Origin of the sequence: Vibrio sp. 1727 (genome assembly GCF_033344415.1) — a bacterium.
Lineage (GTDB): Bacteria > Pseudomonadota > Gammaproteobacteria > Enterobacterales > Vibrionaceae > Vibrio > Vibrio alginolyticus.
This window is the reverse complement of sequence record NZ_JAWPOT010000313.1, coordinates 1-670: the sequence shown is the minus strand read 5'-3', so window position 1 is coordinate 670 and position 670 is coordinate 1. Positions and strand designations below refer to the sequence as shown.

The following is a 670-nucleotide window of genomic DNA, read 5'->3' as shown; positions in this document are numbered from 1 at the left end:
CACCGGGCAGGTCTCGCCTTCAGAGCCAGTAACTTGTTCGTCAAAGGGAGGATTTGCACGGAAGCACTCACTGCTTTGTTACGCGCTATGTTTAACAGTGCCCGCGATCTTCTTCCTATTGTGATTGTTATTACCTTCTTCCAATTGGTGGTTCTGCAAGAGCCTTTACCTAACTTGGTCTCGATTCTTTTTGGTTTGTTGTTGGTCATTTTAGGCCTGACGTTTTTTATTTTCGGGCTAGAACTCGGCTTGTTCCCCATTGGCGAAAATATGGCACAAGCCTTTGCTCGAAAGGGCAGTGTGTTTTGGTTATTGATTTTTGCGTTTTGCTTGGGGTTTGGAACCACGATCGCAGAGCCGGCATTGACTGCTGTTGCAGAAGAGGCCTCAGAGGTGGCGGCTGAAGGCGGGATGATCCCTAATACCGAACAATCCATGACGGAGTATGGCGTTGGCCTGCGGATCACGGTGGCTTTTTCTGTTGGGATTGCGATTGTGATTGGGGTGCTGCGCATCTTAAAAGGGTGGCCAATTCATTACATGATCATCGGTGGTTATGTTGGCGTTGTGACTCTCACTTGGTTTGCGCCAGAGTCGATCATCGGCGTTGCTTACGACTCGGGTGGCGTGACCACGTCAACGATTACCGTCCCTTTGGTGACGGCATTAG

Annotated in this window: 1 protein-coding gene; it reads left to right on the top strand. The window is 49.9% G+C overall.

Features of this window, described 5'->3' with window-relative positions:
* Window positions 1–87: 87 nt before the first annotated feature.
* Window positions 88–670, top strand: a 583-nt coding sequence (locus tag R8O10_RS25450) for a DUF1538 domain-containing protein (RefSeq protein WP_318191988.1), incomplete at its 3' end; no start/stop codon positions are given.